The sequence below is a fragment of the Pseudaminobacter salicylatoxidans genome (assembly GCF_003148475.1).
GTDB classification, from domain to species: domain Bacteria; phylum Pseudomonadota; class Alphaproteobacteria; order Rhizobiales; family Rhizobiaceae; genus Pseudaminobacter; species Pseudaminobacter salicylatoxidans.
The window spans coordinates 14,981-39,615 of the sequence record NZ_QGGG01000017.1; the positions used below are offsets into that span (position 1 = coordinate 14,981).

General features: G+C 62.6%; 21 protein-coding genes and 2 pseudogenes. 9 read left to right on the plus strand and 14 right to left on the minus strand.

The window, feature by feature from the left end; all coding sequences use genetic code 11:
- Positions 1 to 80 precede the first annotated feature (80 nt).
- Both C7441_RS19720 and C7441_RS19725 read left to right on the plus strand, forming a co-directional pair.
- The gene (locus C7441_RS19720; protein WP_109614337.1) at positions 81 to 866 is read left to right on the plus strand and encodes a TSUP family transporter; all 786 of its coding nucleotides are present in this window, start codon (positions 81 to 83) and stop codon (positions 864 to 866) included.
- 85 nt (positions 867 to 951) lie between these two features.
- On the plus strand, positions 952 to 1,386 hold the full coding sequence (locus tag C7441_RS19725; RefSeq protein WP_026060672.1) for a VOC family protein: 435 nt from the start codon (positions 952 to 954) through the stop codon (positions 1,384 to 1,386).
- Here the strand turns inward: C7441_RS19725 and C7441_RS19730 are convergent, their stop codons facing one another.
- A complete protein-coding gene (locus tag C7441_RS19730) occupies positions 1,387 to 2,856 on the minus strand; it encodes a cobyric acid synthase (RefSeq protein ID WP_109614338.1) in 1,470 nt (489 codons plus the stop codon). It lies immediately after the preceding gene.
- A 280-nt stretch (positions 2,857 to 3,136) separates the two neighbouring features.
- Between C7441_RS19730 and C7441_RS19735 the strand changes: the two genes are divergently transcribed.
- The 3 genes from C7441_RS19735 (at position 3,137) to C7441_RS19745 (ending at position 6,018) form a co-directional block, all read left to right on the plus strand.
- Positions 3,137 to 4,306 (plus strand): isobutyryl-CoA dehydrogenase, encoded by a 1,170-nt coding sequence (locus C7441_RS19735; protein WP_109614339.1) that lies wholly within the window; start codon positions 3,137 to 3,139, stop codon positions 4,304 to 4,306.
- 33 nt (positions 4,307 to 4,339) lie between these two features.
- Entirely contained in the window at positions 4,340 to 5,224 is an 885-nt protein-coding gene (mmsB, locus tag C7441_RS19740; protein WP_109614340.1) for a 3-hydroxyisobutyrate dehydrogenase, read from the plus strand.
- 359 nt (positions 5,225 to 5,583) lie between these two features.
- A complete protein-coding gene (locus C7441_RS19745; RefSeq protein ID WP_109614341.1) occupies positions 5,584 to 6,018 on the plus strand; it encodes an anthrone oxygenase family protein in 435 nt (144 codons plus the stop codon).
- A 99-nt stretch (positions 6,019 to 6,117) separates the two neighbouring features.
- Here the strand turns inward: C7441_RS19745 and C7441_RS19750 are convergent, their stop codons facing one another.
- The 3 genes from C7441_RS19750 to C7441_RS19755 are packed head-to-tail and all read right to left on the minus strand — an operon-like array spanning position 6,118 to position 9,304.
- Positions 6,118 to 7,500, minus strand: a complete 1,383-nt coding sequence (locus tag C7441_RS19750) for an aspartate aminotransferase family protein (RefSeq protein WP_109614342.1) — start codon at positions 7,498 to 7,500, stop codon at positions 6,118 to 6,120.
- 47 nt (positions 7,501 to 7,547) lie between these two features.
- A complete protein-coding gene (locus tag C7441_RS24510) occupies positions 7,548 to 7,676 on the minus strand; it encodes a hypothetical protein (RefSeq protein ID WP_280523578.1) in 129 nt (42 codons plus the stop codon).
- Between the two features lie 56 nt (positions 7,677 to 7,732).
- Positions 7,733 to 9,304, minus strand: a complete 1,572-nt coding sequence (locus C7441_RS19755; protein ID WP_109614343.1) for a VOC family protein — start codon at positions 9,302 to 9,304, stop codon at positions 7,733 to 7,735.
- Positions 9,305 to 9,521: 217 nt separating this feature from the next.
- On the opposite strand from C7441_RS19755, the gene C7441_RS19760 reads away from it, so the two are divergent.
- Together C7441_RS19760 and C7441_RS19765 are read left to right on the plus strand one after the other, a co-directional pair.
- Positions 9,522 to 11,093: a trimethylamine methyltransferase family protein gene (locus C7441_RS19760; RefSeq protein WP_109614344.1), complete on the plus strand. Its 1,572-nt coding sequence runs from the start codon at positions 9,522 to 9,524 to the stop codon at positions 11,091 to 11,093.
- An 80-nt stretch (positions 11,094 to 11,173) separates the two neighbouring features.
- Positions 11,174 to 13,744, plus strand: coding sequence for a GcvT family protein (locus C7441_RS19765; protein WP_109614345.1), 2,571 nt, complete (start codon positions 11,174 to 11,176; stop codon positions 13,742 to 13,744).
- A gap of 130 nt (positions 13,745 to 13,874) precedes the next feature.
- On the opposite strand, the gene C7441_RS19770 is transcribed toward C7441_RS19765, so the two are convergent.
- The 3 genes from C7441_RS19770 to C7441_RS19780 form a co-directional block, all read right to left on the minus strand.
- Positions 13,875 to 14,840, minus strand: a complete 966-nt coding sequence (locus C7441_RS19770; protein ID WP_109614346.1) for a bile acid:sodium symporter family protein — start codon at positions 14,838 to 14,840, stop codon at positions 13,875 to 13,877.
- Positions 14,841 to 15,105: 265 nt separating this feature from the next.
- The gene (locus C7441_RS19775) at positions 15,106 to 15,882 is read right to left on the minus strand and encodes a phosphate/phosphite/phosphonate ABC transporter substrate-binding protein (RefSeq protein WP_170125199.1); all 777 of its coding nucleotides are present in this window, start codon (positions 15,880 to 15,882) and stop codon (positions 15,106 to 15,108) included.
- 40 nt (positions 15,883 to 15,922) lie between these two features.
- Positions 15,923 to 16,936, minus strand: coding sequence for a fatty acid desaturase (locus C7441_RS19780; protein WP_109614348.1), 1,014 nt, complete (start codon positions 16,934 to 16,936; stop codon positions 15,923 to 15,925).
- 217 nt (positions 16,937 to 17,153) lie between these two features.
- On the opposite strand from C7441_RS19780, the gene C7441_RS19785 reads away from it, so the two are divergent.
- Together C7441_RS19785 and bmt are read left to right on the plus strand one after the other, a co-directional pair.
- Positions 17,154 to 18,005, plus strand: coding sequence for a helix-turn-helix domain-containing protein (locus C7441_RS19785; protein WP_109614391.1), 852 nt, complete (start codon positions 17,154 to 17,156; stop codon positions 18,003 to 18,005).
- Positions 18,006 to 18,092: 87 nt separating this feature from the next.
- A complete protein-coding gene (gene bmt, locus C7441_RS19790) occupies positions 18,093 to 19,115 on the plus strand; it encodes a betaine--homocysteine S-methyltransferase (RefSeq protein WP_109614349.1) in 1,023 nt (340 codons plus the stop codon).
- Positions 19,116 to 19,221: 106 nt separating this feature from the next.
- On the opposite strand, the gene C7441_RS19795 is transcribed toward bmt, so the two are convergent.
- From C7441_RS19795 to C7441_RS19825, 7 genes and pseudogenes are all read right to left on the minus strand, one after another.
- On the minus strand, positions 19,222 to 19,767 hold the full coding sequence (locus tag C7441_RS19795; protein ID WP_244425411.1) for a PadR family transcriptional regulator: 546 nt from the start codon (positions 19,765 to 19,767) through the stop codon (positions 19,222 to 19,224).
- 366 nt (positions 19,768 to 20,133) lie between these two features.
- On the minus strand, positions 20,134 to 20,418 hold the full coding sequence (locus C7441_RS19800; protein ID WP_244916209.1) for a hypothetical protein: 285 nt from the start codon (positions 20,416 to 20,418) through the stop codon (positions 20,134 to 20,136).
- 118 nt (positions 20,419 to 20,536) lie between these two features.
- Positions 20,537 to 20,971, minus strand: a complete 435-nt coding sequence (locus tag C7441_RS19805) for a DUF1810 domain-containing protein (protein ID WP_210205681.1) — start codon at positions 20,969 to 20,971, stop codon at positions 20,537 to 20,539.
- A 1-nt stretch (position 20,972) separates the two neighbouring features.
- Positions 20,973 to 21,703, minus strand: a pseudogene (locus C7441_RS19810) (dienelactone hydrolase family protein).
- Positions 21,704 to 21,808: 105 nt separating this feature from the next.
- Positions 21,809 to 23,123: pseudogene (locus C7441_RS19815) on the minus strand (CynX/NimT family MFS transporter).
- On the minus strand, positions 23,120 to 23,797 hold the full coding sequence (locus tag C7441_RS19820) for a FadR/GntR family transcriptional regulator (protein WP_170125202.1): 678 nt from the start codon (positions 23,795 to 23,797) through the stop codon (positions 23,120 to 23,122). Before C7441_RS19820 ends, C7441_RS19815 begins: the two are co-directional and overlap by 4 nt.
- Positions 23,798 to 23,857: 60 nt before the next feature.
- Positions 23,858 to 24,544 (minus strand): 4Fe-4S dicluster domain-containing protein, encoded by a 687-nt coding sequence (locus C7441_RS19825; protein WP_109614352.1) that lies wholly within the window; start codon positions 24,542 to 24,544, stop codon positions 23,858 to 23,860.
- Positions 24,545 to 24,635 lie beyond the last annotated feature (91 nt).

A 24,635-nucleotide genomic window follows, 5' to 3' on the forward strand; every position in this document is an offset into this window, starting at 1 on the left:
TGCCCTGCCGGCACGAATCCTCCTTGCGCAAACCAGTTGCGTGTGTTCGAAGCGTTCATCCTCCTCCCGCCAGATCGGCCATGATCGACCTAGCCACCCAGACCCTTGTTTTCCTTGCCGCCGCGGCCTTCGTCGCGGGTTTCATCGATTCCATTGCCGGCGGTGGCGGGCTGATCACCGTGCCTGCCCTGTTGTTGGCCGGCTTCTCGCCGGTCGAGGCGCTCGGCACCAACAAGCTGCAGGGCCTGTTCGGGTCCGGCTCGGCCACGATGACCTATGCCGCGAAAGGCCATGTCGACCTGCGCAAGCAGTTGCCCTCCGCGCTGATGTCCGGCCTCGGCAGCATCGCGGGCGCGCTATTGGCCACCATATTGCCGGGCGAACTGCTCAGCCTCGTCCTGCCTTTCGTGCTGGTCGCGATCGCCCTCTACTTCGCGCTAAAGCCCAACATGAACGACGTGGACCGCGCCCAGCGCCTGTCGCCGTTCCTGTTCGGCCTGCTCGTGGTGCCAGTCATAGGCTTCTATGACGGCGTGTTTGGACCGGGCGCGGGTTCCTTCTTCATGCTGGCCTTCGTGACCTTGGCCGGCTACGGCGTATTGAAGGCAACCGCGCATACCAAGCTGCTCAACTTCGCCTCCAATATCGGCGCCTTCATCGCCTTCGCCTTCGTCGGCGTGATCTCGTTCAAGGTCGGCATCGTCATGGGCGTGGCTCAATTTCTCGGCGCGCGCGTGGGCGCCCATATGGCGATCAGGAATGGCGCGAAGCTAATCAAGCCGCTGCTGGTCCTCACCTGCATCGCACTTGCCGTGAAGCTGCTGATGGACCCGGCGCATCCGCTGCGAACACTGATCGGCACCTGAAGCAACCACCGTCAAAATTTTCGGCGTCCGGTGGAACCGACGCATGCGCAGTGGCTTTTCCGCAAGAGGCAAACCGGAGGACGCCATGACCGCCGCCACGACACTCACCGAGCCGCCATGCATCTTTCCCACCTTCCGCTACCGCGACGCCGCCGCCATGATCGACTGGCTGGCAGATGCCTTCGGTTTCGAGGTCCGCGCCCGCTACACGGATGATGACGGCATGGTACAGCACGCCGAACTGATGCTCGGCTCGTCCATCATCATGATCGGCACGGCACGCGACGATGGCTTCGGCAATCTGGTAGGCGCGCCGGGACCGAACGGCGGAAAGGCCGTCTACATTGCCGTCAACGATGTCGAGGCCATGCATGCCCGTGCCGAAGCGGCCGAAGCCAAGATGCTGGAGGGCCTTGTCGAGCGCAGCTACGGCAGCAAGGAATTCATCTGCGCCGACCCGGAAGGCAATGTCTGGTCCTTCGGCACCTATTGGCCGAAGGCGAACGAAGCAGCGGATTGATCATCTGGCGGCGGTAAGGATCGCGTCGATGTCGAGATGCGTTTCGAGCTGTTCCGCAATGTCGTCCAGCGCCCGTTCAACCTCGCCGCGATAATCCACGCCCGCTCCCTTGACGCCGAGGCTTTCGAGAAACCGGGCTCGGAAAGTATCGGCGCCGAACAGGCCGTGCAGATAGGTGCCGAACACTTTTCCGTCCGCGGAGGTCGCGCCGTCATTATTATCGTTGAGGACCGCGACCGGCCTCATGCAGTCCGGCCCGGCGGTCGCGCCGAGGTGGATTTCATAGCCTTCCAGCGGCGTATCGAAATGCAGGGACCGCGCGGTGGAATTGCGCACCGTCTTTTCCGGCTCCATGACCGTTTCGACATCGAGCAGTCCGAGCCCTTCAGCCTCCTTCACCGACCCTTCGATCCCGTGCGGGTCGCGCACCACGCGGCCGAGCATCTGGTAGCCGCCGCAAATGCCGACCACATGGCCGCCACGCCGGCGATGTGCCGCCAGATCGCTATCCCAGCCGTTTTCACGGAAAGTCAAAAGATCGGCGATGGTCGATTTGGAGCCGGGAATGACCACCAGCCCTGCATCGGCCGGCAGCCTCCGGCCTGGCGGCACGAACACCACCTCCACCTGTGGCTCCGCGCGCAACGGGTCGAGATCGTCGAAATTGGCGATGCGGCCAAGCATCGGCACGGCGACCTTTAGCGCTCTCTCCTCGCCGGCCGTCAGGCGCTCGAGGATAACCGAATCTTCCGACGGCAGCAGCGCCGCCGCCTTCAACCACGGCACCACGCCGAAGCACGGCCAGCCGGTGAAGCGGTTGATGGCCTCAATGCCGTCGTCAAAGAGAGTAACGTCGCCGCGGAACTTGTTGATGAGGTAGCCCACGACCATGCGCCGGTCCTCTTCCGGCAGGATCAGATGCGTGCCGGCAACCGAGGCGATGACCCCGCCACGATCGATATCGCCGACAAGCACGACCGGCACGTTTGCGCGCGTCGCAAAGCCCATATTGGCGATGTCGCGTGGGCGCAGGTTGATTTCGGCGGGCGAACCCGCCCCCTCGACGATGACGAGATCGGCACCTTGCCCAAGCTTTTCCCAGGAATCCAGAACCGCACCCATCAGATGCGCCTTCATGGCCTGGTAGTCGCGCGCCTTGGCCTGGCCGAATACCTTGCCCTGCACCACGACCTGCGAACCGACATCGCTTTGCGGCTTGAGCAGCACCGGGTTCATATGGATAGAGGGCGCAACACCACAGGCGACGGCCTGCAGCCACTGCCCGCGCCCGATCTCGCCGCCGCCATCCTCGCCGGGAATATCTGCCACGGCCGCATTGTTGGACATGTTCTGCGGCTTGAACGGCCGCACATTCAGCCCGCGCTTTTTTGCCGCCCGGCAAAGACCGGCCACCAGCACTGTCTTGCCGACATCCGAGCCCGTCCCCTGAAGCATGATCGCCCTGGCCATGCCGCTTACCCCTGTCCGGTCAGGGCGGTTGCGGCTGAACGTGTCAGTTCATCAAAAATTGCCGTCACGAAAAATCTCACCCATCTATTTTTGCACAGCCGCTGCGCACATGGTCAGCTTGCGCGAGGGCATCATTGGTCTAGATTGCCCGATATGCCTAGCCCCGCCGGTCCTGAAAGTTGCAGACTTTTCGGATCGGCTCTTGCGGCAGGGCGAACATTTTCGACGCCAGCGGACCAACCTCCATTTCGGCGCCGGGAGGAATATCAGGGAGAGTAGAATGGACGTTCCCGCCGATCCCACAGCCGGCCAGTTCGAACTCAACGAGGAACAGCGCGCCATCCAGGAAATGGCCGAGGCCTTCGCGCAGGATCGCGTCGCGCCGCAAGCGCTGGAATGGGACCGCAACCATCATTTTCCGGCCGACGTGATCCGCGAGACCGGCCAGCTTGGCTTCGGCGGCATCTATGTGCGCGACGATGTCGGCGGCTCGGGGCTGAAGCGGCTGGATGCCGTTCTGGTGTTCGAGGCGCTGTCCAGGGCCTGTCCGGCATTTTCGTCCTTCATCTCCATCCACAATATGGGCGCGTGGATGATCGACACCTTCGGCAACGAGGAGCAGCGCCAGCGCTTCCTGCCGAAGCTCACCTCAATGGAATGGCTGGCGAGCTACTGCCTGACCGAGCCGGGCTCGGGCTCGGACGCGGCGGCGCTGAAGACGCGCGCGGTGAAAAGCGGCGGCGACTATGTGCTGAACGGCGCCAAGCAGTTCATCTCCGGCGCGGGCGACAGCGATATCTACGTGACCATGGTGCGCACCGGGCAGGAAGGCCCGAAGGGCATTTCGACGCTGATCGTGCCAAAGGATGCGCCGGGCCTTTCCTTTGGCGCACAGGAGCACAAGATGGGCTGGCACATGCAGTCCACCCGGCAGGTTATCTTCGAGGACTGCAAGGTGCCGGCCGAAAACCTGCTTTCCGACGAAGGCATGGGCTTCCGCATCGCCATGGCCGGGCTCGATGGCGGGCGACTCAACATCGCCGCCTGCTCTCTCGGCGGCGCGCAATCGGCACTCGAAAAAGCGCTCGCCTACACCGCGGACCGCAAGGCCTTCGGCAGCGCGATCAATCAGTTCCAGGCGCTGCAATTCCGGCTGGCCGACATGGAGACCGAATTGCAGGCAGCCCGCATCTTCCTTTATACCGCCGCCTCGAAGCTCGACCGCAAGGCGCCCGACGCGGGCAAGTGGTCGGCCATGGCAAAGCGGTTCGTTACCGACACCGGCTTCAAGGTCGCCAACGAAGCGCTGCAACTGCATGGCGGCTACGGCTATCTGCACGACTACGGCGTTGAAAAGCTGGTGCGCGACCTGCGCGTGCACCAGATTCTCGAAGGAACCAACGAGATCATGCGCGTCATCATCGCCCGCGCCCTGATTGGACGAGACTAAGGGTACTGCCCTGGCATCCGGAGGAGAGCTGACATGACCACCATTGCCTTTATCGGCCTCGGCAATATGGGCAATCCCATGGCCGCCAACCTCGTCAAGGCGGGGCACAAGGTTCAGGGGTTCGACCTGATCGCCGAAAACCTGAACACCGCGCGCGAGCATGGCGTGACCGTGATGGCAAATGCCGACGCGGCGGTGAAGGATGCGGAAGTCATCATCACCATGCTGCCGGCCGGCAAGCATGTCATATCGGTCTATGAGGATATCGCGCCGAAAGCCGCCAAGGGCGCGCTCTTCATCGACTGTTCCACCGTCGATGTGGAATCGGCACGCAAGGCGCACGCGATTGCCGCCAGGCACAACCTGCCTTCCGTTGATGCACCGGTTTCCGGCGGCACTGGCGGGGCGGCGGCCGGCACCCTCACCTTCATGGCAGGTGGCTCGGACGAAGCCTTCGCCAAGGCCGAGCCGATCCTCAAGCCGATGGCCGGCCGCATCGTGCATTGCGGCGGCGATGGGGCCGGTCAGGCGGCCAAGATCTGCAACAATATGATTCTGGGCATTTCGATGATCGGTGTGGCCGAAGCCTTCGTGCTGGCCGAAAAGCTCGGCCTGTCGCACCAGGCACTGTTCGATGTGGCTTCCACCTCGTCAGGCCAGTGCTGGTCGCTGACCACCTATTGTCCGGTGCCCGGCCCGGTACCCTCCTCGCCCGCCAATCGCGACTACAAGCCGGGCTTTGCGGCCGCGCTGATGTTGAAGGACCTGAAGCTTTCGCAGGAAGCGGCACAAGGCTCGGGCGCCGTCACGCCGCTCGGTGCGGAGGCGGCACAACTCTATGCACTCTACAATGCGCAGGGTCAGGGCGGCGCTGATTTCTCCGGCATTATCAACTTCCTGCGCGGCGCCGAAAAATAGTTTTCGGCCGCGATCGACGGAACAGAAAGCCCGATAATTTTTGTGCGGACACCAGGAAAAGTTACAAATTTAGATTTGATTAAGCTCTCGCTAACCACGCGGTAACGATGTCCGGTTAGAACGGTGTGCAGGCGGTGATCGCAACCCGCCACACGCTCCGGATCAGGTACTGCGTACCGGGGCTGTTTCCTTCGCAGCGTACCGAAGTCGCGAAGGGCCATGCGTATTTGGTGGCAAAGCCGTGCTCTTCCGCGTACCGGAGGACGCGGTTTTTGCCTTTGGATTGGCATGATGGGCTAAATTTCAGCCAGCCATCGACCTCGTCGCGTGATCAGGACGACGCCACAGGAGCAACGAGGATGCTCTACGCCCACTTTGCATTGACCTGTGCGGCGGTTTTTACCGGCGCAGCCGCCTACATAAATGTCGCGGAACAGCCGGCACGCCTCGCCCTGGAAGACAAAGCGCTGCTCACGCAATGGAAACCGGCCTACAAGCACGGTTTCGCCATGCAGGCCCCTCTTGCCGTGGTGGGTTGTCTGCTCGGCCTCATCGCCTGGTGGCAAACCACAAGTCTGTGGTTTCTCCTGGGAGCCGTCCTGATGATCGCCAACTGGCCATGGACATTGCTGGCCATAATGCCGACAAACAACACGCTGATGGGCATGGACCCAGCAAACGCCGACGCTCGAACTCGGGTTCTCATCCAGAAATGGGGCAAGCTTCACGCCGTGCGAACCATTCTTGGCGCGCTTGCAACAATCGCGTTCCTGGTGGGACTTACCGCATCATGAGTGGGCAAATTAGGTCTGACGGAAATCGAGCACGAAAACCGGCTTATTTCGACAAAAGCGGGTGTGAAAACTCCTCCACACCCGCTTTTTCCTGATGTCTCAGCGCGCCTTGCGCAGGTCGGCTTCGGCGAGATCGAGCGCCCGTGCGATGCGGTCGCCGGCCATGTCGATGGTCTCGCGGGTCCAGATCAGCGGCGGCGACAGGATCATCGAATCGCCGGTGGCGCGCATCATCATGCCTTGGGCGATGGCGTGATCGCGCACGACGACGGCCGCACTGCCTTCCGGCTGGAAACGTTCACGCGTCGCCTTGTCCTTGACGATCTCAATGGCGCCCATCATGCCGAAGCTGCGCACTTCGCCCACCAGCGGATGGCTGGAGATGCGCTCGCGCAGCATCTGCGCGAAATACGGCCCGGTGTCGTTCCTGACGCGCTCGATCAGACCTTCCTTCTCGATGATCTCGAGATTCTTCAACGCCACGGCACAGGCCACCGGGTGACCCGAATAGGTGTAGCCGTGGTAGAACTCGCCGCCCTTCTCGACCAGCGTCCTGGAGATGCGGTCGCCGACCAGCAGCGCCGACAAGGGCTGGTAGCCGGAGGTGAGCGCCTTCGCGGTGGTGATGGTGTCCGGCTCGATCCCCATCGACTGCGCGGCGAACCATTCGCCGGTGCGGCCATAGCCGGTGATGACCTCGTCCAGCATCAGGAGCACGTCATACTTGCGGCAGATGCGCTGGACTTCCGGCCAGTAGCTTGCCGGCGGTATCTTCACGCCGCCAGCGCCCATGATCGGCTCGCCGATGAAGGCCGCGACGTTCTCGGGTCCGGCTTCGAGGATTGCATCCTCGATGGCCCTGGCCGCGCGCAGGCCGAAATCATGATCGCTCTCGCCCGGCAGCGCCAGTTCGAACGCATAAGGCATCATCACATGGACGATGTTGGGTACTGCGCCGCCGAGTTGCTCGTGCATGCCCTCCATGCCGCCCAGCGACGTGCCGGCGACCGTCGAGCCGTGATAGGCCATGTTGCGCGAGATGATGATGTTCTTCTCGGGCTTGCCCTCGAGCGCCCAGTAATGGCGCACCAGGCGCAAGGCGGTATCGTTCGATTCCGAACCCGACGAGCCGTAAAATACCTGGTTGATGTGCTTGGGCGCAATCTCGGCCAGCTTCTTGGAAAGCAGCACCGGCGTCGGCGTCGCGCAGCGGAAGAAGGAATTGTAGTAGGGCAGTTCCTTCATCTGCTCATAGGCGGCCTCGGCGAGCTCATTGCGGCCATAGCCGATATTCACGCACCACAGTCCGGCCATTCCGTCGAGCAGTTCCCCGCCCTCGGAATCATAGATGAACGGACCATCGGCGCGAACGATCATGCGCGAGCCGGCCGCGCGAAGGTCCTTATGGTCGGTGAAGGGGTGAAGGTAGTGCGCGGCGTCGATCGCCTGCAGTTGGGAAAGCGAATAGTTCTGGTAAGTCATGGGATTATCCACTCCAGTTGAATCATTCCGGCAGGCCGGATGGATGTTCAGCCGAAGGCGGGTGGCGGCGAATAACCGATGCGGGCACACAGGCGCAAAAGCTCGGCGTGCCGCGTACGCGGCGATGGCGTCACGGCGATGTCAAGCAGGCCCAGATATGCGTTCGCTGCACTCATGCGGTTTACTTTAGCCGGAACCCGCAGCACGGTTCAAGACGGCCCGAAAGCCGTTTTCAACTCACCGCGGCAGGCCCCAGCCGCGCTTCCAGCCACTGCCTCGCAAGCTCCACATCCTCCTCCCCAAGCTCATGCGTGGCTTCGATGACATGTGCCTCGACCGCCGCGCCCCGCGATGCGAGCGATTGCTGCAGGCGAGCGGAATATCTGGCGTAGAGCTGGTCTTCGCGACCCGCGATCAGCAGCACATCGGTAGCGGACAAGTCAACTTCGGGCGGATTGTCGAGAACCTCCATGGCACGCAGCAGCACCGCCTTGTCGATGACGCCGGGCTTCAACGTCGTCAGGGCAGCCAGAAGGTTCGCGCCATTCGAATAACCGACATAGGCCGTGGTGTCCGGCGACAATCCGTAGGCTTCGGTTGCGCCCTCGACAAATGCCGCAAAAGCCTCGGCTTCGAAGGCAATATCCTTCTGGTCGAAAGTGGTGGGGCTGAAGCGGCGGAACCAGCGCGGCATGCCCTCCTCCGCCGCACGACCACGCACGCCGAGCAGCTTCGCCCGTGGCGCCATGCGCGCTGCAAGCGGCATCAGGCTCGCCTCGCTGCCGCCGGAACCGTGCAGCAGCACCAGCACCGAGCCGTCCGGATCCTCCGGCACGTAGAAGCGGTGCACGAAAGGCAGCGCCCGGTAGATAATGCGCTCCTCGCCGGGCATGGCGAATTGCGGCAGCATCGTCTTGATATCCTCGGCCTGATTGCCGAGCGAGGGCGGCACCCAAAGCTTCGTACCCAGCGTCTCGTAAGGCTCGTCCACCATCATGCCCGGCGCGTCGGTGGCCAGTTCCAGCAGCACACCGTTGGGCTCGCGCACATAGATGGAGGAGAAATATTTGCGGTCGTGAACATCGGTGACGACCGCATCGGAGCCTTGCAGCCGGTCGCGCAGTATCTCGACCGCGCCGAGATCGTCGGCACGGAACGCGACGTGATCAACCGTGCCGGTTCCCGGCGCGGAGGTCCAGAAACCGCGCGCGTCGCGAATGTCGATGGCATCACCCCGGTCGTCCACCATGCGCCGGATGCTCTCGCTGCGCTCGGCAAAGCGATAACCGAAATAGGCGGAGAGAAATCCTTCCGTTTCCTCCGGCTTTTCGGTGAGGATGGTGGCCGCGCGCAAGCGGCGGATTGCATGCTCCTCCGGTACGCCTTCGCTGGCCCAGGCCGCCTGCGAGGCAGCCCCCGCCACGCCCACCAGCTTGACGATGATGCCGTCCGGATCGGTCAGCCGCAGCACCGGCTCGCCGAATTCCTGCATCGGCCCGGAAATCCGGATGTTGTGCGACAGCGCTCGCGTGAGCCAGAAGCCGATGCTTGCCGGGTCGATCGCCAGCGCGATCTCGCTGACCTGCCCATGCCCGACACGGCCAGGCGAACCGGCCTCCCAGGCGAAGAAAGTGATGAGCGTGCCGGGCGAACCGGCGCCGTCGCCATAGAACAGATGAAGCTGGGTGGCATCCTCATAGCCTCCGGTGCGCTTGACCAGCCGCATACCCAGAAAACCGGCATAGAAATCGACATTGGCCTGCACATTGCCGGTAATCAGGGTGATGTGATGGATGCCGCTCATTACCTGCTTTCTCCGCTGCTCGACCACTTGTCTAGCGCATTCGTTTCGATTTGGCTCGCACGCAGACGTGGCAAAATTCCCCGCACGGCATTCCCATAACAACAGCCTGCGCGCATGGCGCATGTCGTTTTGCTCGCGCAACTGGTCGTCGCATCGGCAAAGCTGTCGCATGCCACGGTCCAATATGCTGCCATTCCGGAATTCCATGAGGCCCGTCATGTCCGCAGCCCTCGATCCAGCAGAAACCACCACCGACCGCGTCCGGCGGGGCGGCCGCGCGGGAAAGCGCGCCGGAAGCTCGACCGCGTTCGAGCAACCGCCATTCCGGCAATTGCGCATCCCGTTCGAGCCGACGCGCGTCGTCTCCGACGACGAGCTGGAAGCGATCCATCTCGCCTCGTTGCGCGTGCTTCGGGAAATCGGCATCGACGTGCTGCATGCCGAGGCTCGACGCATCATGAAAGAGCATGGCGCCGATGTGCAGGAAGGGTCCGAGCGGGTGCGCTTCGACAGCGACATGGTTCTGGAGCTGATTTCGCACGCGCCGTCCGAATTCACGCTGCACGCCCGCAATCCGGCGCACAATGTGCGCCTCGGCGGCAACAATCTCGTCTTCTCGCAAGTGGCTTCCGCGCCCAATTGTTCCGACCTCGACCGGGGCCGCCGGGCAGGCAGCCAGTCGGATTTCCGCAATCTGGTCAAGCTTGGCCAGATGCACAACATCATCCACGTCACCGGCGGCTATCCGGTAGAGCCGGTGGACCTGCATCCTTCCATCCGGCATCTGGAATGCCTGCGCGACTTCGTGCTCCTGACCGACAAGGCGTTCCACGCCTACTCACTGGGCCGCGAGCGCAATCTCGATGGCATCGAGATTTGCCGCATCGGCCGTGGCGTGCCGATGGAGCAGTTCGTGCAGGAGCCGTCGCTGCTCACCATCATCAATACCAATTCGCCGCTGAAGATGGATATTCCGATGATGGAAGGCATCATCCAGATGTCGTCCCACGGGCAGGTCGTCATCGTCACGCCTTTCACGCTGGCCGGGGCCATGGCGCCCGTCACGGTCGCCGGCGCACTGGTACAACAGAACGCGGAAGCCCTGGCAGGCATCGCCTTCGCCCAGATGGTGAAGAAGGGCGCGCCGGTCGGCTATGGCGGCTTCACCTCCAATGTCGACATGAAATCGGGCGCGCCGGCCTTCGGCACGCCGGAATATATGAAGGCCCAGCTCGTCGGCGGGCAGCTTGCGCGGCGCTACGGAATTCCCTACCGCACCTCCAATGTCTGCGCCGCCAATGCGGTGGATGCGCAGGCAGCCTATGAAAGCGTGTTTTCGCTGTGGGGCTGCATTCAGGGCGGCGGCAACTTCATCAAGCACGCCGCCGGCTGGCTGGAAGGCGGCCTGACCTGCTCCTACGAAAAAACCATCCTCGACATAGACCTGTTGCAGATGGTGGCCGAATTCCTGACCCCACTCGACGTCTCGGAAGACGCGCTCGCTATCGATGCCATCCGCGATGTCGGGCCAGGCGGCCATTTCTTCGGCACGCCGCACACGCAGGCGCGCTACAAGAATGCCTTCTATGCGCCCATCATCTCCGACTGGCGCAACTTCGAAACCTGGAGCGAATCCGGCGCGCCCACGGCGGTGGAGAAAGCCAATCGCGTCTGGAAGGAGCGTCTGGCGCATTACGAGGAACCGCCAATCGACCCGGCCATTCGCGAGGAACTCGACGCCTTCATGGAAAAGCGCAAGACCGAGGGCGGCGCACCGACGGATTTTTGAGGATGGTGGCTGATCGACCTCCACTCCGTATCGGCCGCCCCTAAACATGAATCAATCCATGCAAATCGGGACATAAAGCAATGAAATCCCATGCAAAAGCTGTAGTCATCGGCGGCGGTGTCGTCGGCTGCTCCGTGCTCTATCACCTTGCCCGTGCCGGCTGGACCGACGTCATGCTGATCGAGCGGTCGGAACTGACCTCCGGCTCGTCATGGCACGCTGCCGGCGGCTTCCACACGCTGAACGGCGATCCCAATGTCGCGAAGCTCCAGGCCTATACGGTGCAGCTCTACAAGGAGTTGGAGGAGCTTTCCGGCCAGTCCTGCTCGTTGCACCTCACCGGCGGCATCATGATGGCCGACAGCCCGGAACGCATGGACTTCCTGCGCCTTGCCCACGCCAAGGGGCGTTATCTCGGCATGGACACAGAACTGATCACGCCCTCCGAAGCCAAGGCGATGTTCCCGCTGATGGACGAGAAGAATTTCGTCGGTGCCATGTGGGATCCGGTCGAAGGCCATCTCGACCCCTCCGGCACCACACATGCCTATGCCAAGGCGGCCCAGAAGCTGGACGCCGAAATCGTGCTGCGCAACCCGGTCAGGGAACTGACGCAGGAGGCCGACGGCACCTGGAACGTGATCACCGAACAGGGCACGGTGAAGGCCGAGCATGTGGTGAACTGCGGCGGCCTGTGGGCGCGCGAAGTGGGTCGTATGGTGGGTCTCGAACTGCCGGTTCTGGCCATGGAGCACATGTATCTGCTCACCGAGCCGATGCCGGAGGTGGAGGAATTCAACAGATCCACCGGCCGCGAAATGGTCGGCGTGCTCGACTTCAAGGGCGAGATATACACCCGTCAAGAGCGCAACGGCATCCTGCTCGGAACCTATGAAAAGGCCTGCAAACCCTGGTCGCCGGTCAACACGCCGTGGGACTTCGGCCATGAACTCTTGCAGCCCGACATCGACCGCATCGCGCCCTCGCTGGAAATCGGCTTCAGGCATTTTCCGGGCATCGCGAATGCCGGGATAAAGCAGATTATCAACGGTCCCTTCACCTTCGCGCCGGACGGCAACCCGCTGGTCGGCCCGGTGCAGGGCCTGACCAACTACTGGACCGCCTGCGCCGTCATGGCCGGCTTCAGCCAGGGCGGCGGTGTCGGTCTCGCCTTGTCGAACTGGATGGTGAACGGCGATCCGGGCTTCGACGTCTGGGGCATGGACGTCTCGCGCTACGGCGAGTGGGCCACGCTGCGCTACACCAACGCCAAGGTGCGCGAAAACTATTCGCGCCGCTTCTCGATCCGTTTCCCCAACGAGGAACTGCCGGCCGCGCGGCCGGCGCAGACCACCCCGCTCTACGACACCATGATCGCCAACAACGCCGTCATGGGCGACAGCTGGGGCCTGGAAACCCCGTTGTGGTTCGCGCCCATGGGCACCGAGCCGAAGGACATCGTTTCCTTCCGCCGCTCCAACGATTTCGAGCATGTCGGCAATGAAGTCCGTGCCGTGCGCAAGCGCGTGGGTGTGACCGAGATCGCCAACTTCGCCAAATATGAAGTGTCCGGCCCCAACGCGGAAGATTTCCTCAACCGGCTGATGACCAACCGCATGCCGAAAACCGGCCGGCTGGTGCTGACGCCGATGCTGAACGAATTCGGCAAGCTGATCGGCGACTTCACCATCGCCAAAGCGACCGAAGACCGCTTCATGATCTGGGGCTCGTCGGCTGCTCAAAAATACCACATGCGCTGGTTCGAGCGCCACCTGCCGCAGGACGGTTCGGTCCGTATCCACCGCTTCGACCAGACGCTGGTGGGGCTGGCAATCGCCGGCCCGCAAAGCCAGGCGCTCCTGCAGAAACTGGTCGATGAGGACGTTTCGACAAAAACCTTCCGCTTCATGGATTATCGCGAGATGGCCGTGGGCGGCGCGCCAGCAATCGTCAACCGCATCAGCTACACCGGCGATCTCGGCTACGAAATCTGGATGCAGCCGGCCTATCAGCGACTTGTCTACAAGAGCATCAAGGAAGCAGGCGCGGAATTCGGCATCGTCGATTTCGGCATGCGCGCGCTGCTTTCCATGCGGCTCGAAAAGAATTTTCCAACGTGGTTCCGGGAACTGAGGCCCATCTACGGGCCCTTCGAAGGTTCGATGGATCGCTTCATCCGCATGGAGAAGAATGAATTCATCGGCCGCGAGGCTGCCGCGAAGGAACAGGCAGAAGGCCCCAGGCTGCGCCGCGTTTCCATGGTGGTGCAAGCCGATGGCGCCGATGTGATGGGCGACGAGCCAATCTGGGCCAGGGTTTCGGCCGATTATGGCACCGTGGAAAAGCCGCATGGCTACGGTGCGCCGCGCTTTGACGAGACCGGCAGGGAAGCGCGCGGCTCGGCGGCCGACGAAGGCGACTCGAGCATTCGTGGCATCGTCGATGGCGACTGGCGCGTGGTTGGCTGGGTCACCTCGGGCGGCTATGCGCATCATGTGGAAAAGTCGCTGGCACAGGGTTATGTGCCCGCACCTCTTGCCGAGGACGAGAGCGAAGGCGTGTTCGAAATAGAGATACTGGGCAAACGCCGCCCTGCCCGCATCAATGTGCTGCCACTGTTCGATCCGGCCGGCGAAAAGATGCGCGGTTGAGCAATTTCAGGAGCAAAGCAAAAGGGCGCGGCCTTGCGGCGGCGCCCTTTCCCTATCTGTCTTGTTTGAGCATGATCTTTTCCGAAATCGGTTTCCACTTTTCGGGATCATCCTCTGGTATCTGATTGCGTCAGTTGGCTTTCTGGACCGCCGCCGAAGAAGAGGTTTCCTCCTCGATGCGTCGCGAGAAATAATTGGCGATGAGCGCGCCGGAAATATTGTGCCAGACACTGAATACCGCGCTGGGCACGGCGGCAAGCGGCGAGAAATGCGCGCTGGCCAGCGCAGCGCCCAGGCCGCTGTTCTGCATGCCCACCTCGATGCTGATCGCCTTGCGCTTTGCCAGCGAAAGCCCCGACATACGGGCCGCGAGATAACCGAAGATATAGCCGAACCCATTGTGCAGGACGACGACGGCAAAGATCAGAAGACCGGATTCGCTGATCGCCGCCTTGTTGACGGCAACCACCGCCGCGACGATCAAGACGATGCCGACGACGCTGACGAGAGGCAGCATCGGCACAGCTGACTTGACCACGCCGGGCATGATCTTCTGCAGCACGAAGCCGAGCGCCAGCGGAACGAGGATGACCTTCACGATCGAAAGGAACATGCTCATTGCATCGACCGGCAGGTACTGGCTGGCGAAGAACCAGACGAGGAACGGCGTGACGATCGGAGCCAGTAGCGTGGTAACGCTGGTGCAGGCCACGCTGAGCGCCACGTCGCCCTTGCTCAGATAGGTCATGACGTTGCTGGAGGTACCGCCGGGGCAGCAGCCGACCAGAATGACGCCGGCAGCGACTTCGGGCGACATCGGAATGACGCGCGTGAGCGCGACGGCCAGAAGCGGCATGATGATGAACTGCGACAGGACGCCGATGGCGACGTCCAGCGGCCGGCGCGCCACTTCGGCAAAATCCTTGCCGGAAATGGTCAGGCCCATGCCGAACATGATGATGCCCAGCAACACCACGATCCATGGTGCGAACACGCTGAAGGTTGTCGGCAGGACAAAGCCGAGCACGGCGAACACGATCACCCAGATGGCGAAGGTGCGGCCGACGAAATCGGAAAAGGCGGCAATAGTTTTCACTATCTCACTTCCTTGATGGTAGTTGGGGGAAGCTGTCTTGGAGAGACAGAAAGTTGCGCGTTCTTCACGCCAAATTAACCGATTTGCAAGCCTGAAGCGGCCGAAACGACATTTTTTATGACTGACGCAAGGGCAGAATCTACAAGTTGCAGCGGCAAATATCGCAAAATGCGGGGCTTGGCCTCGCGTTTTCGTCAACACGGTGACTTGAGTTCCGATCCAGTCGACAGGCTCGCGCCCCTTTGTGACGGAAAACCGGACCCTGTTAAAGGGGCAGGGAATAGTCGGGAACACCGCGGGCAGCGATGAATGGCAGGCCCTTGCGCAGCGCGGTTCGCCCAACAGGGCGCAGGTCACATGCGGCCGGTTCGAAGCGCCGCGCCAGAGCCCAGCTTCGGCAATCGACGGCGCAAATGTCCGCCCTGCCTTCAGCCACAGCAATCAGCGACTGCCGATGGCCGCCGGTCTCGATCAGGTCCGAAAGCAGCTTCAAATCCTCACCGGCCGCTTCAAGATCGCGCGCCAACGCGATGATACCGGACATGGAATCCCTGCTGTTATATGCAAGGCGTTTTGCCCGTAGCAGAGCCAGCGGAAGTGCCGCATGGCCATTCGCAGGCATCTCGGCGACTGGCCGCGCGTTCTGCTTCCGCATCAGCAGCACGCTGGAATAAAGCTCGCCCTGCCCGCCTTCGAAGCCGGAATAATCCGGCTGCCCGACCACGCGCACATGGCTTGCAAGGCCGAGTTCCATCGGCCCCCAGCATGTCTGCGCAAACAGGAGGCCGGGGTGCCGCCACAGCGTCGGCAGATCCAACTCGTCGGGTGGCAGGCTGGCCGGATCGGGCGCGATTACATTGCCCCCGACATCACGAATGCCGCCCGGCACCGGCGGCATGTCGGCATTGCGCCGCGCAAGGTTTTCCGGCGCATCGATACCGGCACCGCGCAATGCCTCCCGCACACGCACCCACTCGGCGTCCGTTTCGGCGCGAGCCTCTGGCCAGTCATACATGGGCAATGCAGCTATGAATCGGCTCATGCGACTATTCTGCCGTCAACAGGTACGCAGGCAAGAAAGATCATTCCTTCGGCGGTTCGGCCGGCACCGGCGCCGTACCCAGTCCGCTCAGCGAGCGGGCACGCATGCGCGGCGCGAAGGCGCGGCCGATTTCGGGCATGCGGCGAAGTGCCGGATGCACCACCGGCTCCTTGGCGCGGAAGGCGTATTCCTTGAGCAGCGCCAGATAGTTAGGCACCACATAGCCGTTGTTCATGGCGATCCATTCCTCGCGCCGGTCGCGAAAAAGCTCCGGCAGCCGATACCAGGCCACATTCGGCTTCTTGTGGTGCACGAAATGCAGGTTGTTGTTCAGGAACAGGAAGGAGAAAGGCGAGCGCTCGATGATGATCGTGCGGCCCTCCGGGCGCTCCGACCACTGATGCTCGGCAAAGGTACGCACCGAGATCAGCGACTGACCGAGCCAGACCGGCACAAGCACATAGAGCCAGAAAGGGATTTCGAACACGAACACCACCAGCGGCGCAATGATGGCAAGCCCGATGCCGTGCAATAGCCAGGCTTTGCGCACCGCCCGGTCGCCCTTCGCGATCAGCCTCGCCTCGGAAAGCAGGAACCCGACCGTGCCCAGGAACGGATTGAGGACGAAGCGCCCCACCATCGTGTTGTTGACGGCAAGAACCGCCTTCATGAAGCGGGGAAGCCCATGATGCTTCCAGACCGCATGATAATAGCTTTCGGGATCGTCGAACGGATCGGTCAGGCTTTCATCCGCATGGTGACGCAGATGCAATGTCTTGAAACGGCGGTAGGGATAGACCAGCCCGATCGGCAGACCGACCAGCAATTCGTTCACCCACGCCACACGCGTGGGGTGGCCATGCAGGGCCTCGTGCATAAGGGACGACTGCATGGCAAGCACGAAGCCCAGCACGATCAACGCCGTCACCGGGTAGGCCGGCCACACATGAAGCGCTACCGTTGCCCACAGCACGTAGGTCGCAGCGATCAGCGCGAGTGTCGGCCATTCCACCGCCCACGCTCCATTTCGCCTTGTCTGCTTGTCCTGTTTCATGTCCCACGCCCCGACCGCCCGAAAATCGACGGTTCCTGACAGTATGCTGTCAGTAGTCGGTGCAGGATTCAACGCGACAATGGGAACAGAATGTTGATTTTGCGCTTCTTGATACGCAGTTGTTGTGAATTGTAAACAATGCGATGGAACAAATGCGGTGGTGCATGTATTCATGAGCGCGAACTATGCGAACACCCCGTTTACCTGGAGCCACAAGGTGGACAAACGCGACGTTTCGGGACTTTTTCGCGAGCGCCTGAAGCTGCTCCTGCAGCGCTCGGGTCTCAACCAGTCGGCCTTCGCCATCTCGGTCGGCATCGACCGTTCGGCCCTGTCCCAGCTCCTCTCGGATCAAGCCACCCGCCTGCCGCGCGCCGAAACGCTGATGACCATTGCCGCCGAGCACAAGGTTTCGCTCGACTGGCTGCTCGGCCTCAGCCAGGACGAGGGCCTGACCGGCGAAATCCGCCAGAGCCTTGAGATCGAGGAAGGCCCCGGCGGCTTCGACCGCACCTTGCTGGCGAAATGGCATGCCGAAGCGGCCGGCACCAAGATCCGCTATGTGCCGGCGGGCATTCCCGACCTGCTGCGCACCGATGCGCTGGTCGACTATGAGGCCGATATTTCCAACCGCAGCCGGCAGAGCCAGGCCGGCGAGACGCAATACCGCATCGACTACAACCGGCGGCCGGAAACCGACATGGAAGTGTGCATGCCCCGGCACACGCTGGAGATTTTCGCGCGCGGCATGGGCATCTGGGATCGTCTTCCCGAAAGCGACCGGCGCGCGCAACTCCTCCATATGGCCGAACTGATGGAGGACCTTTACCCCACCTTCCGGCTGTTTCTCTACGATGGCCGCCTGCGCTATTCCGTGCCTTATACAATCTTCGGGCCCTACCGGGCAGCGATCTATGTCGGCGACATGTATCTGGTATTGAACGCCACGGCCCCTATCCGCACGCTGACGCGGCATTTCGACAATCTTATCCGCAGCGCCGAGATCAACGCGCATGAGGCCGCCGGCTTCGCCCGCCAGCTTGCCGCAACAGGTATTTCCACACCATAAGCCGCATCGGACGACGCGAAATCATTGACTGGATATAAGGACTTCTTTATATCCTTATCTCTGGCATTTTATCGGAAGGCTCTTCCCATGACCAATCCCATCGACGCGCTGCTTGCGGAAAAAGGCGTGCTGCTCGCCGACGGCGCCACCGGCACCAATCTTTTCGGCATGGGGCTGGAATCCGGCGAAGCGCCCGAACTGTGGAACGAGACCGCGCCGGAGAAGATCATCGCGCTGCATCAGAACTTCGTCGATGCCGGCGCCGACATCATTCTCACCAATTCCTTCGGCGGCACCCGTCACCGCCTGAAACTGCATCATGCGCAGGATCGCGTCTACGAACTCAACAAGCGTGCGGCCGAGATCGCCCGTTCGGTCGCCGACAAGGCCGGCCGCAAGGTCATCGTTGCCGGCTCGGTCGGCCCGACCGGCGAGCTTCTGGTGCCGCTTGGCGCCCTCACCTATGAGGAAGCAGTCGAGGCCTTTGCCGAGCAGATCCGCGGCCTGAAAGACGGCGGCGCCGAGATCGCCTGGATCGAGACCATGTCCGCACCCGATGAGGCCCGCGCCGCAGCGCAGGCGGCCATCGATGCCGGCCTGCCCTACACCTACACCGTTTCCTTCGACACGGCCGGCCGCTCGATGATGGGCCTTGCGCCCAAAGACATCCATGGCGTTTCCAACGGCCTGAGCGAGAACCCGGTGGCTGTCGGCGCCAATTGCGGCGTCGGCGCGTCCGACATTCTGGCATCCCTGCTCGACATGACCGAGGCCGGGCCGGATGCGACGGTGATCGTGAAGGGCAATTGCGGCATTCCCGAATTCCGCGGCACGGAAATTCACTATTCAGGCACCCCGGAGTTGATGTCCGATTATGTGCGGCTGGCGATCGACAGCGGCGCGAAGATCATCGGCGGCTGCTGCGGCACGTCCTTTGCGCATCTCGCCGCCATGCGTCAGGCGCTCGACACGCACCACAAGGCCACGCGCCCGACACTCGAAACGATCGTGGAGCGCATCGGCCCGCTGCGCAACAAGACGGCCGATGAAAGCGGCGCGGGCAGCGAGGGCGACGCCGGCGGGCGCCGCGAACGCCGCCGTCGAGGCTGATTATTCGGCGTGCCCCGCAGATGCGGGGCAATACCGATACTGAAAAAGGCCCTGCCGCGGTTCATGCGACAGGGCCTTTCTCATTCGGGGTCGAGGCGTTTGGCGCCTACAGTCCCTCGAAGTCGCGCCGCGCCTTCTTCAGGATCAGCAGGGCTTTTTCGGCCTGTTCCGGCGTGAGCGAACCTTCGCGAAGGCGCATGGCGACAGCCCGGCGCAATGCCCGGAACTCGTCGCCCAGCGCAACACCGCCCATCTGGGACGACACCTCGTCGAGTTGCTCGTTGATGCGCGCCAACTCATCGGCGTGCTCGGCGAGATAGGCCCGGCCTTCCTCAGTGATCGAATAAAGCCGCTTGTTGCCTTCCGTCTGCGAGGAAACGAGATCGGCTTCCTCCAGCATCTGCAGCATCGGGTAGATCGCGCCGGGACTTGGACTGTAAGCGCCCTGGAACCGAGCCTCCAGCGCCTTGATGATGTCATAGCCATGACGCGGCTCCTCGGCGATCAGGCCGAGCACGACGAGCCGTAACGCGCCCGAATCGAACATGCGTGGTCCACGCCCGCCGAACGGCCCGCCGCGATGACGGCCGAAGCGCCCGCCTCCGCCACCGCGACCGAAGCGTCCACCGCCTCGCCCGCCTTCTGCTGACATCGACCAGTCGCCGCTGCATTTTCCATGTCTCGAATGCATGAACATGTGAGTACCTCTCCAGGTTTCGTTTTGCATGAGATATAACTATTCAACGATATATCTTTTTCAAGTTATATCTTTAAAAAATGCAACGGGAGGACTCCAACGGATTGGTTTCGCTGGAGAAAAATTTTCGGAACCGACGTCACGAAAGAAGCCGCCAGTCTTACTGAAGACCGGGCGTAGCTGCCCTGCAGCGACAATCAGAGTGTCGGCATCGCAAAGGGGATGAAAGGTCGTGATTGCTGGGGGTGAATTGCCTCATGCATGGCAACCGGAATATCCGGCCACGCATTGAGACGTCCACATATCAGTGCAGGGACAAAGTCAGTCGGAAGCGGTTTCGCTGTAGCGCAGTTCGGCCGAGCGCAGATCGGTGCGGCCACCGCCGTCGCTTTTCATCTGCAACAACGCATCCGACAGCGCCGGATTGGCGATCCGATCCAGCATGAGGCGGAAACGCTCATTGGTAAGCGCCGAGCGGGCGACGTCGCGCGCTGCGGCGACATCGTGCCGGATGCGCGCGGCTTCGACCGTCTCCCGCGACGGATCGCTTTGCGGAATTTCGGTCACGCCCACGCGACCAGAACCCGCGACACCGCTGATATGCATCCTGCCCCCCCGATTTCGATGTGGACCGTCGGATAACAGACCCGGCTTTTCGAAAAGTAAGTGGCGGCAATCGCATTCGACTAAAATTTTACCGCCATTCTCCAGCAGCGATCTGCAATCATGTGCGGAGCAATTTGACGGTAGCCATGTCTGCCGCGCCGCCGAAATAACGCTCCAGCGCGTGGGTGAACAAGGTTTCCCCGGGTGCCGCTTGGGCAAACAAGGTCAGCGAGGAATGCAGCTTGCGATCGTCGGGGCTGCCGAAAATCTCATGCGCGGAAAGCGGCGGCAGGGCGAGCAGGATGTCCACGCATTCCCTCAAACGTGGGCCAAGCACGGGATGCGCCAGATAGGCCCGCGCCTCTTCCAGAGAGCCGATCGCATAGTGCCGGGACATGGTGCTCGTGCCCAGTCCCGCGATCTGGGGGAAGACGAACCACATCCAGTGGCTGGCCTTGCGCCCCTCTTTCAGTTCGGTGCGCACGCGCGCCAGCACGGTGTCCTGCGCCCGGATGAAGCGCGTGAGATCGAAGGGGTCCGTCTCGCTTGTCATCTCAATTCCGCCCGAGGGTTTCGGCGAAGAACAGCGTCAACCGCTTCCAGTGTCGCTCTGCGCCGGCCGCATCGTAGGCGCCGTGGTCCGGTACGCACCAGCCATGCGCCACACCGACATAATTCTCGATCACGTGATCCACTTCGGCGCTGCGCAACGCCTCGGCGAGCCGCGCCGACTGTTCCGGCGGAAAGCTGCGATCCACTCCTGCGGTGCCGACATAGACGCGCGCCTTGATGTCGGCTGCGCGGCGGCTCGGGCTGTCGGGCGCATCGCTTGCCAGGTTGCCGCCATGGAAAGAGGCTGCGGCCTTGATGCGATCCGGATAGCTCGCCGCAGCGTTGAGTGCGCGGGCGCCGCCCATGCAATAGCCAACCGTGCCGACAGTGCCGGTAACGCCTTCGGCGGCCAGCGCTTTGAGAAAAGCGCCACTGTCGCGAATGGTCATTTCCTGCGTCGTGCCGCCGACCATCGCCATCAGCGCTTTCTTGCTGTCTTCATCTGGAAGGCGGTCGCGGCATCGAACGGCCCGTAAGGCGCGTTGCGATAGAAGAGATCGGGAACCAGCACCGCATAGCCTTCCGCCGCCAGGCGCCCGGCCATGTCGTCCAGCGCCGGACGCGGACCGAAGGCGTCCATATACAGGATCACCCCGGCTTTCATGCCCGCGCCGAACAGCCCGGCGCTGGCCGCGCCGTCGGCAGTCTCGATCCGTATCGCCTTCTTCGCCATCTCCATTCCCTCCCGCTTCGTCTGGCGCGATAGATACAAGCGCAAACGCTCGCGGCAAGGTTCTGATCAAAAGCCGGGATCAAACTATCGGGAGCGGCAACCGCCTCAGCCCTCGATCTTCTCAGTCCTTGCGCCGACATGCAGCGCGCGGCCAGCGCCAAGCCCGGCAATCGCGGCACCGATCCCCAGCGCCACGTACAGGAAGGCGGTGGCCTGGAAACTGCCCGTCCAGCCACGGATAAGCCCGACCAGCAACGGGCCGGCGGCGGCCAGCACATAGCCCACGCCCTGCGCCATGCCGGACAGATGCGCCGCCACATGCGAGCGAATCCGGCGAACGCAGCACGATGACGGTCATCGCGGCCGCAATCAGCCCGCCCTGCCCGATGCCTTGCAGGATCGCCCAGAACACCACGGTCGAAGTCGGTGCGAACAGGATGCCGAGCAAGGCAACCGTCGCGGCCGCGACGAGAGCGATATTGACTGCGCACTGGTTCTTTTGCCGCACCGCGAAGGACGGCACCGCAAGACAGGTGACGACCTGCGCCATGACCGAGACGGAAACCAATGCGCCGGCGGTGGTGGCATCGAAGCCGCGCTCGCGCAGGATCGGCGCCAGCCAGCCGAAGACGCAGTAGGCCAGCGCCGATTGCAGGCCCATGAAGAATGTGACCTGCCAGGCCAGCCTGTCACGCCACAAGCCGGTGACGCGGAAAGCGTTGTGGCTGACCTGCTGGCGGCTGCCCAAAGCCTGCGGCGTCCAGATCAGGACCACGATCATGGCCGGCACCGCCCATGCGGCCAGCGCACCCGACCACGAGCCGGTCAGCAGATGCTCGATCGGCAGGGTCAGGCCGGCCGCGCCGGCGGAACCGCCGCACAGGGCCATGGTGTAAAGTCCGGTCATGATGGCCGCGCTCTGGGGAAAATCACGTTTCACCAGTCCCGGCAGCAGCACATTGCCGATGGCGATGGCCGCACCGGCAAGGAAGGTTGCCGTGAACAGCAAAGGCACCGATTCCAGTCCCCGCAATCCGGTGCCGATCACCAGCAGGATCAACGCGCCGAGCAAGGTGCGTTCGGCGCCGTAACGTTGTGCCAGCTTCGGCGCGAAAGGCGCAAACAGGCCAAGGCACAGGACGGGCAGCGTGGTGAGCAGGCTGGCGCCGGTCGTGGAAAGTCCGGTCTCATCCATGACCTCCGGCAGCAGCACCGAGAGGCTGGAAAACAGCGGCCGCAGGTTGAACGCGATCAGCACAAGGCTGGCGCCGAGCACGAAACGCGCGCGGCGGCTGCGCAAGACGGGCGGTTGCGGTGGCGGCAGGCTGTCGGCTTCGGCATCGACCAGCTGCTTGTCGAGCGCATCCATAACGGCAGATCCGTCATGCGCAGTGTCCGGCCTGGAAAAATTCTGGTTCATTGTGACAGGAGCCGATCGAGTTCGAGGAAGACAGGCGCCATGAAGGCGCGAACGGTTGCAGCCGCATGGTCCGGGTTGCCGGAAGCAATGCCTTCCAGGATCGCCGTATGAGCTGTCGTATCGGGTTCCGGCAGCTCGCCGGCAAGCGTTGAGTTTATCGTTTCGGCGATGGAGGCGGTGAAGAAGTCATAAAGTTCCACCATCGCGCGATTGCCCGACATCTCGACAATCCCGCGATGGAAAGCAATATCGCGACGAATGAAATCCTCTGGCGCGCTTTCAGCGGGCTTGCCTCTTTCTTCGAGCAGCCGCCGTATTCTTTGCAGCCCGGCCGGCGTATGGCGCATGGCCGCGAGACGTGCGGCTTCCGCATCGAGCGCCGTGCGCGCCTCCCACAGATCGCGCAACCCGGCACGCTTCATGCGCATCAGCGCCGCGCCCGGATCGACCGTCGATGTGACATAGGTGCCGGACCCCTGCCGGGTCTCCAAAAACCCTTGCGAGACGAGTGCGCGGACGGCCTCGCGCACCGTGCCGCGGCTGACCGACAGCATTTCGGAAAGTGCCGCCTCGTTTGGAATACGCTCGCCCAGCGCCCAGCGCCCGCCGACGATTTCCGTCCGCAGGCTGTCGGCAGCACTGTCTGCCAGATTGGTTCGGGTTGCAGGTTGCATCATAAAATTCATCAAGTCATCTGATGACTTTCTATGACATTGCTCCTCGCCCGTCCAGCCTCAATCGAGCTTCGCGAAACTTGCCATATGGAAGGCCTGAACCTCTGCCGGATAGCGATATTCAACGCCGACAGGACAGGCATTGCGGTCGAGGCAGCCAAGGTTGCGGCAGGCCTCGCCGTGAGGTCCGCGAACATGCGCAAGACACTCTTCATAAGCAAAGCCCGATGGCGAGTAAGCAGAGACCGGGCAGGATTTCAGGCAAGGTTTTCCGACACATGCATCACAAAGATGATTCGATGTGCGAGGTGCCTGAATCGGAATCTCAACCTCGAACAGCAACGCTCCACGATAGGCGTGCCAGAGCCCGTATTCAGGGTGCATGAGGATGCCGAGCGGCGAGGGCTTGAGCGCTTCCGCGCGCATCGCCCATTGCTGGAAAGGCATCCAGGGCTTGTCGGAGGGCGACACTGCCCGCGCACCGAATTTGTCCGCAACGGCACCGATCACCTGACGCGACCACGTGTCGAGCGGGTTTACGAGGTCGGCCGGCTGCCTGTCCCGCCAGCGCAGGAAATGCGGCCAGGGCGCCGCCCCCGCCTGCCCCACCAGCAGCACCGATCTAGCCCCCGCACCCGACGGACCGGGCGGCGCGGCATCGCAATCGTCGAAAACGAAACCGCCGCGCAGGATGAGCCCATGCTCTTCCAGCGCGGCGGCGATTTCATCGAGGAAGCGGGGCGACACGCCTCATCCCTTCCGGTCCGGATCGGTAAACGCGGTCCGCCAGACTTCCTTGTGAATGATGTTGGCCACTTTAGCCCGGCCTGAATCGGGC